Annotated in this window: 7 protein-coding genes; 1 reads left to right on the top strand and 6 read right to left on the bottom strand. The window is 69.6% G+C overall.

What is annotated here, in order from left to right; all coding sequences use genetic code 11:
* Window positions 1–169: 169 nt before the first annotated feature.
* The 6 genes from greA to FV222_RS11870 form a co-directional block, all read right to left on the bottom strand.
* On the bottom strand, window positions 170–646 hold the full coding sequence (gene greA / locus FV222_RS11890; protein ID WP_187273746.1) for a transcription elongation factor GreA: 477 nt from the start codon (window positions 644–646) through the stop codon (window positions 170–172).
* Between the two features lie 132 nt (window positions 647–778).
* A complete protein-coding gene (gene carB, locus FV222_RS11885) occupies window positions 779–4252 on the bottom strand; it encodes a carbamoyl-phosphate synthase large subunit (protein ID WP_147764434.1) in 3474 nt (1157 codons plus the stop codon).
* Window positions 4253–4695: 443 nt separating this feature from the next.
* Window positions 4696–5073, bottom strand: a complete 378-nt coding sequence (locus tag FV222_RS11880; protein ID WP_147764435.1) for a hypothetical protein — start codon at window positions 5071–5073, stop codon at window positions 4696–4698.
* Between the two features lie 152 nt (window positions 5074–5225).
* Entirely contained in the window at window positions 5226–6200 is a 975-nt protein-coding gene (cysK, locus tag FV222_RS11875; protein ID WP_147764436.1) for a cysteine synthase A, read from the bottom strand.
* A gap of 245 nt (window positions 6201–6445) precedes the next feature.
* Window positions 6446–6598: a hypothetical protein gene (locus FV222_RS29565; protein ID WP_187273745.1), complete on the bottom strand. Its 153-nt coding sequence runs from the start codon at window positions 6596–6598 to the stop codon at window positions 6446–6448.
* Window positions 6599–6708: 110 nt separating this feature from the next.
* Entirely contained in the window at window positions 6709–7221 is a 513-nt protein-coding gene (locus tag FV222_RS11870) for an META domain-containing protein (RefSeq protein WP_147750347.1), read from the bottom strand.
* 254 nt (window positions 7222–7475) lie between these two features.
* Here FV222_RS11870 and FV222_RS11865 point away from each other — a divergent pair, with 254 nt between their 5' ends.
* Entirely contained in the window at window positions 7476–7793 is a 318-nt protein-coding gene (locus FV222_RS11865; protein WP_238270225.1) for a helix-turn-helix domain-containing protein, read from the top strand.
* Window positions 7794–8023: the final 230 nt, after the last annotated feature.

Below are 8023 nucleotides of genomic sequence, written 5' to 3'. Positions count from 1 at the left end.
CGCCCGCACCGAGCGCCAGGAGGGGGCGCACGTCGACGCGCACGTCCGCGAAGCGCTCGCCGCGCAGGCTCGGAAAGTCACCGGCCCGGGCGGCGACGGCAAGCGCCGACGCGGCGAACGCCGAGAGGGCGAGCAGCCCGGCGATCCGGCGTCGCGCCATCCGCACCGGTCAGGCCCCGTACCGGATGCCGACGACCTCGTAGGACTTGCCTCCGCCGGGCGTCGTCACCTCGACGGAATCGCCGACACCCTTGCCGATCAGCGCCCGCGCGATCGGCGAGGTGATCGAGACGCGGCCCGAATGCACGTCGGCCTCGGGTTCGCCGACGATCTGGTAGGTCTTCTCTTCCTCGGTGTCGTCGTCCAGGAGCTTCACGGTGGCGCCGAACTTGATCTTGTCGCCCGAGAGCTTGGTGACGTCGATGATCTCGGCGCGGGAGATCAGGCTCTCCAGCTCGAGCACGCGGCCCTCGTTGTGGGACTGCGCCTCCTTGGCGGCGTGGTACTCGGCGTTCTCGGAGAGGTCGCCGTGCGCGCGCGCTTCGGAGATCGCCGCGACGATGCGCGGGCGCTCCACCTGCTGGCGGTGCTTCAGCTCCTCCTCCATGGCTGCGAAGCCACGCACCGTGATCGGAACCTTGTCTATCGCCATCGTCTCGCGCCACAATGAAGAGGCCCGGCCGGACGCGGCGATGCCGCGCCCTCCGGGCCAGATTCCAACAACCCGTCCGAACGCGTGTCCCGCGATCGGTTCGAAACGTCGTGTCGCCGCCCGGCTTCAGGCTGCGAAGTATTCCTGCAGGGCGCGGACCCGAAGATCGCCTTCGAGATAGGCCTGAATGCCCTCGGCCGCCGCCATCGCTCCCGCCAGAGTGGTGTAGTACGGCACCTTATGCAAGAGGGCCGCCCGGCGCAGCGAGCGCGAGTCCGACAGCGCGCCCGCGCCCTCGGTGGTGTTCAGGACGAGCTGGATGTCGCCGTTCTTGATCGAGTCGACCACGTGCGGCCGGCCCTCCAGGACCTTGTTCACCCGGTCGCAGGCGACGCCGTTCTCGACGAGGTAGCGCTGGGTGCCCCCGGTGGCCACGATCGAGAAGCCGAGGCCGGCGAGCAGCCGGATCGAGGGCAGGATGCGGGCCTTGTCGCCGTCGCGCACCGAGACGAACACCGTCCCCGAGCGCGGCACCTTGGTGCCGGAGCCGAGCTGGCTCTTGGCGAAGGCGACGCCGAAGCCAGCGTCCAACCCGATGACCTCGCCGGTGGAGCGCATCTCCGGCCCGAGCAGCACGTCGACGCCGGGGAAGCGCGCGAAGGGGAACACCGCCTCCTTCACCGCGATGTGGTTCAGGACCTTCTTCTTCAGGCCGAACGTGGCCAGGGCCTCGCCGGCCATCACGCGTGCGGCGATCTTGGCGATCGGCTCGCCGATCACCTTGGCGACGAAGGGCACGGTGCGGGACGCACGCGGGTTCACCTCCAGCACGTAGATCGCGCCGTCCTTGATCGCGTACTGCACGTTCATCAGGCCGCCGACCTTCAGCGCCAGCGCCATCGCCTTGGTCTGGCGCTCGAGCTCGGCGATGGTCTCGGGCGAGAGCGAGCGCGAGGGCAGCGAGCAGGCCGAATCGCCGGAATGGATGCCGGCCTCCTCGATGTGCTCCATGATGCCGGCGATGAACACGTCGGTGCCGTCGCAGACCGCGTCCACGTCGATCTCGACCGCGTCCGACAGGTAGCGGTCGAACAGCAGCGGGTTCTTGCCGAGCACCGTGTTGATTTGACCGGTCTTGTCGTTCGGGTAGCGCGACTTGACCTCGGACGGGATCAGGCTCGGCAGCGTGTCGAGCAGGTAGTCGGCGAACTGCGTCTCGTCGCGGATGATCGCCATGGCGCGGCCGCCGAGCACGTAGCTCGGCCGCACCACGAAGGGCAGGCCGAGGTCGGCGGCGACCATCCGGCCCTGCTCGACCGAGTAGGCGATGCCGTTCTTGGGCTGCTTCATCCCGAGCTTGTCCAGCAGCCGCTTGAACTGGTCGCGGTCCTCGGCGAGGTCGATCGCGTCCGGCGAGGTGCCGAGGATCGGCACGCCGGCGGCTTCGAGCGCGCGGGCGAGCTTCAGCGGGGTCTGGCCGCCGAACTGCACGATGACGCCGTGGAGCGTCCCGTTCTGCCGCTCGGTCTCGATGATCTCGAGCACGTCCTCCTGCGTCAGCGGCTCGAAGTAGAGCCGGTCGGAGGTGTCGTAGTCGGTCGAGACCGTCTCCGGGTTGCAGTTGACCATGATGGTCTCGTAGCCGGCCTCCGACAGCGCGTAGCAGGCGTGGCAGCAGCAATAGTCGAACTCGATGCCCTGGCCGATCCGGTTCGGGCCGCCGCCGAGGATGATGACCTTCTTCGCGTCCGTCGGCCGGGCCTCGTCGGCGACCTCGCCGGCGAAGGGGGCGACGTAGGTCGAGTACATGTAGGCGGTCGGCGCCTTGAACTCGGCGGCGCAGGTGTCGATGCGCTTGTAGACCGGCCGCACCTTCAGGGCGTGGCGCGCCTCGCGCACCGCCGGCTCGTCGGTGCCGGCGAGCACCGCGAGGCGGGCGTCGGAGAAGCCGGCGGCCTTGAGCTGGCGGAACGCGCCCGGCGTCGTCGGCAGGCCGTGCGCCTTCACCCGGTTCTCCAGGTCGATGATGCCCTGCAGCTGCTCCAGGAACCACGGGTCGATCTTGCACGATGCGTGGACCTCGGCGTGGCTGATGCCGAGGCGGAGCGCCTGCGCGACGTTGAGCAGCCGGTCCGGCGTCGGCGTGCCGATGGCAGCCTTGATCGCGTTGTGGTCGTCGCCCTTGCCCAGCCCCTCGATCTCGATCTCGTCGAGCCCGGTCAGCCCGGTCTCGAGCGAGCGAAGCGCCTTCTGCAGCGACTCGGCGAAGCATCGGCCGATCGCCATGGCCTCGCCCACCGATTTCATCGCGGTGGTGAGCGTCGGCTCGGCGCCGGGGAATTTTTCGAACGCGAACCGGGGGATCTTGGTGACGACGTAGTCGATCGTCGGCTCGAACGAGGCCGGGGTCGCGCCGCCGGTGATGTCGTTGGCGATCTCGTCCAGGGTGTAGCCGACGGCGAGCTTGGCCGCGACCTTGGCGATCGGGAAGCCGGTGGCCTTCGAGGCGAGCGCGGAAGAGCGCGAGACGCGCGGGTTCATCTCGATGACGATCATCCGGCCGGTGGCCGGGTCGATGGCGAACTGCACGTTCGAGCCGCCGGTCTCGACGCCGATCTCGCGGAGCACCGCGAGCGAGGCGTCGCGCATCACCTGGTATTCCTTGTCGGTCAGCGTCAGCGCCGGCGCGACGGTGATGGAATCGCCGGTGTGGACGCCCATCGGGTCGATGTTCTCGATCGAGCAGACGATGATGCAGTTGTCGTTCTTATCCCGAACGACCTCCATCTCGTATTCCTTCCAGCCGAGCACCGATTCCTCGATCAGCACCTCGTTGGTCGGCGAGGCGTCGATGCCGCGCTCGACGATGTCGAGGAACTCCTCGCGGTTGTAGGCGATGCCGCCGCCGGTGCCGCCCATGGTGAAGGACGGCCGGATGATCGCCGGCAGGCCGACCTCGGCGAGCGCGATCAGCGCCTGGCCGAGCGCATGCTCGATGTAGCGCTTGCGCCGGTCGCCCTCGCCCGCATGCCAGGTCTTCTCGAAGGCGGCGATCGCCGCGTCCCGCTCCGCGCCCGCGGGCCATTGGCCCTCGATGCGGGCGATCTCGGCGAGGCGCTTGTCGCGGTCGGCCTTCTTCGGGGCGGAGGCGTTGGCGAGCTCGGACTTGGGCGTCTCCAGCCCGATCTTCGTCATCGCGTCGCGGAAGAGGTGCCGGTCCTCGGCCTTGTCGATGGCCTCGGCCGTCGCGCCGATCATCTGGACGCCGTACTTCTCCAGCACGCCCATGCGCTGCAACGAGAGCGCGCAGTTCAACGCGGTCTGCCCGCCCATGGTCGGCAGGATCGCGTCCGGCCGTTCCTTCTCGATGATCTTGGCGACGATCTCGGGGGTGATCGGCTCGACGTAGGTCGCGTCCGCCATGTCCGGGTCGGTCATGATGGTCGCGGGGTTCGAGTTCACCAGCACGATCCGGTAGCCCTCCTCGCGGAGCGCCTTGCAGGCCTGGGTGCCGGAATAGTCGAACTCGCAGGCCTGCCCGATGATGATCGGCCCCGCGCCGACGATGAGGATCGAGGAGATATCGGTGCGCTTCGGCATCGGACGCCTTCGGTACGGTCACGCGTGCCCGGCCGCGCAGCCCCGGTCTACGGGCGGCACGGATGGGCGCAGGCGGCGGGATTGTCGTTGAGACCCGCGTCTACACGCAGCCGCAGGCGTTTGAAAGGGCGTGCGCGCGCATGGTTGGCCCATCCGCTTTCACAAGCGCTTCGGGCGGGTGCGTTTTCCACCTCCACCCCGGGGCGACCGGTCCTGCTGGGCGAGGCCTGCGAATCGACGGGACAGCCTCGCCGCCGTCATCCCGGGGCTGCGCAGCAGAGCCCGGGATCCAGAGCCGCCGAGGGAGACTGGTTCGGGCGCCACGGCGGTTCTGGAGATTCCGGGCTCGCCTACGGCGCCCCGGAACGACGGGTCCGGGGTTGTCTGAAGTGAAAGGTGCGCGCGTGCGGCGGCCGAGACGGCCGAAAACGACTTCGGCCCGCTCAGAGGCCGGCGTAGAGCGCGGCGACGGCGCGGTCGATCGAGAGGTAGAAGACGCCGAAGGCGACCAGCGCCGCGACCGCGAACTCCAAGGCGACGTTCGGCAGGGTCTGCGAGCGGCGGATCACCTCGCGGCCGAAGACCAGCGAGACCCAGGCCAGCGTCAGCAGCGCCGGCATCACGAAGAGGTAGGACACCGTGCTCTCGATGTGGTCGAGGCCGGAGGCGGGATCGAGGATCGCGCGGATGTTGCGCACCCACGGCGCGTAGCAGGCGGCGTAGAGCGTGGTCAGCCACGAAAGGCCGACGGCGACCCCGAGGTGGAAGCTGAAGATGCGGTGCAGACGGGAGAAGTCGTCGCGCGCGTCGTCGAAAGTCATCCGTCAGCCCCGTTGGTCGGCAATCGGCCCGGCGACGACCGTTGGCGGATCGTCGTTAACAGGCGGTTGCCGTGGGATGCCGGCCGATCCTGTATTTTCTGTGACGCCGGGCTTCCGCTCGGCGCCACAATTGCGGCCGCCCGGCTAAAGACTCAGCCGATGCCTTCGAACAAGGCCGAGGAGATGTAGCGCTCGGCGAACGAGCACGCGATCGTGACGATGCGCTTACCCTTGAACTCCGGCCGGCTCGCCAGCTCCAGTGCCGCGGCCACGTTGCCGCCGGTGGAGATGCCGCCGGGGATGCCTTCGAGGCGGGCGAGCTCGCGGGCGGTCTCGAACGCCTGCTGGTTCGAGACGGTGATGACGCCGTCGACGATGGCGCGGTCGAGGTTGTCCGGGATGAAGCCGGCGCCGATGCCCTGGATCTTGTGGGGGCCGGGTTGGCCGCCGGAGATGACCGGCGAATCGGTCGGCTCCACCGCGAACACTTTCAGGTTCGGCAGGCGCGGCTTCAACACCGAGCCGACGCCGGTGATGGTGCCGCCGGTGCCGACGCCGGCCACGAACGCGTCGAGCTGGCCGTCGGTGTCGTTCCAGATCTCCTCCGCGGTGGTCTTGCGGTGGATCTCGGGGTTGGCCGGGTTCGAGAATTGCTGCGGCATCACCGAGCCGGGGATCTCGGAGAGCAGCTCCTCGGCCTTGGCGATGGCGCCCTTCATGCCCTGCGGCCCCGGCGTCAGCGCGAGCTCGGCGCCGAGGAAGGCCAGCATCTTGCGGCGCTCCAGCGACATCGTCTCGGGCATCACCAGGATCAGGCGGTAGCCGCGGGCGGCGGCCACGAACGCCAGCGCGATGCCGGTGTTGCCGGAGGTCGGCTCCACCAGGGTGCCGCCCGGCTTCAGCTTGCCCGAGGCCTCCAGCGCGTCGATCATGTTGACGCCGATGCGGTCCTTCACGCTGGCGATCGGGTTGAAGAACTCGAGCTTCAGCAGGATTTCGGCGTCGATGCCGCGCGCCTGCGGCAGGCGGTTCAGGCGCACGAGCGGCGTGTTGCCGATGGTCTCGGTGATCGAGCCGTAGACGCGGCCATGGCCGGGCTTGCGGTCTTGGGTGTCGGCGGATGCCATGGTCGCGAATCTCCGAAGGGACGCTCAGGTGACGGCGCGCCGGACCGCCCCTGACGGGGCGGTCCGGGCGTTTCCGGAGCCGGGATATCGCGTGCGGCGGGCGGGGGCAATCGGGCCAAGTGCCGGGCAGGGCGATCTTTTTCTCCTCCGCCGGCATGCCTCGCGGCGGCGTGGAAGATCCCGACTGCGCAGACGCCGATGCGGGGAAGATCGTTCTTCGCGCGCCGGGCGGTCGGGGCGCCTCGTCAGCGTGCGCCCATCACCAGGAGGATGCCGAGCAGCGGCAGGGCGGCCGCGAGCCAGGCCGCACCGCGGTGGAAGCTCGACGGCGCGACGTAGCGGGAGACGTCCTGGATGCCGGGGCGGAGCGCCGCCCGCCCGAAACCGACCTTCGCCATGCGCCGCCCCCGTCGTGAACCGGAGGGCAGAAGGCGCGAGGGCGTCTCAAGGCCGGGTGAATCCGGCTCCGGCGTCTCGCGGCGTGGTCAACGGGGCCTTAAACGGGGCCTCAGAGCGCGCGGTCGAACTTCAGCTCACCGTTGGGGCTCTTGAGCACGAGCTGCGAGCCGACCATGTCCCACTGCGCGGTGGTACGGAGCGCCACGAAGTAGGCCTGCTCGGCCGCCTGGAGGCTCTTGTCGCAGGACTTCTTGGTGAGGGCGAGCGGGCCGACCGCGAGGTGCTGCTCCTTGAGCGGGAAGGCGGTCGCCGCGAAGGTGTTGCAGCCGCCGTAGCCGCGGGCGCGGTACTGCTTGTCGATGATGAAGCTCGGCCGGTCGGCGCCGCCGAACGGCTTGCCGTTGATGCTCACCGCCGTCCAGGTCGAATCGAGCGGGAACACCTTCTCGGTCTGCTTCGCGCCGGGGATGTACTGCTCTTTCTTCTCTTCGCCGCCGGGCCGGCGGTTGCCCTTGCCGAAGCCGCTCATCGAGGCCGCGCCCTGCGCCATCGTCTCGGTGGCCGTGGTCAGCGCCAGCGCACCGGCGGCGCAGGCCAGAGCGGCGATCAGCATCGGTTTCATGGTACGCCCCTTGTCCCGTTGTCCCGGTGCGCCACCCTCAAGCATCCTGAAGCTTGTGCATCCCGAAGCTCGTGGCGGCGCGCGGAAGCGCCAATGCGATAGGATTTCAGCGTAATTGTGGTCAAGGCGACCGCGGGCGGGCTTTTGCCGGCATCCCACGCGAAGTTCGGCGGACGCGCCGCGGGATTTCTGAAACGATCCGGGTTCCGCTCCGTTGTCACGCACCGGATCGATGGATGTGAGGAGAGTTCGGCGTGGCGGGATCTGACGAAGGTGGCCAGAGCGGCGCGGCCCCGAGGCCGATGAGCCCGGTCCAGTCGCGGGCGGCGCGCGGGTTGCTCGGATGGTCGGAAGCCGAGCTGGCCGGCAAGGCCGGGCTGGACGCCGGCTTCGTGCGCGACTTCGAGGCAGGCCACGGCGATCCGCCCTCGGGCCAGCTGGAGGTGCTGCGCAGCGCGCTGATGGCGGCCGGCGTCGCCTTCACCGAGGACGGCAGCTCCGGCGTGCGGCTCGGACCGGCTGGCGGCGAAGGCATCCGCGCCGACGCCCTGACCACCGAGAACGATCGCTGACGAAAACGATCGCTGAATGGGCGCCGGGCCCCGCCTCGGGGACCCGCGCGCCCGTGCCACCTCGCCCCCGCCCCGGCGTCGGTTCAGGATCGTGGCCTTCGAATGCGCGAGCCGGGACGATGGCGGACCACAAGGCCGAACTCCGCGAGACCCTGCGCCAGATGGAGATCGCCACCGGCGAGGCGGCGGCCTCCTGCCTACCCGGGCTGCTCGCGCGCCTGCGCCGGCAC

Source organism: Methylobacterium sp. WL103, from assembly GCF_008039885.1.
GTDB lineage: Bacteria > Pseudomonadota > Alphaproteobacteria > Rhizobiales > Beijerinckiaceae > Methylobacterium > Methylobacterium cerastii.
The sequence above is the reverse complement of the archived record's forward strand: the minus strand, read 5'-3'. Positions and strand labels throughout refer to the sequence as shown.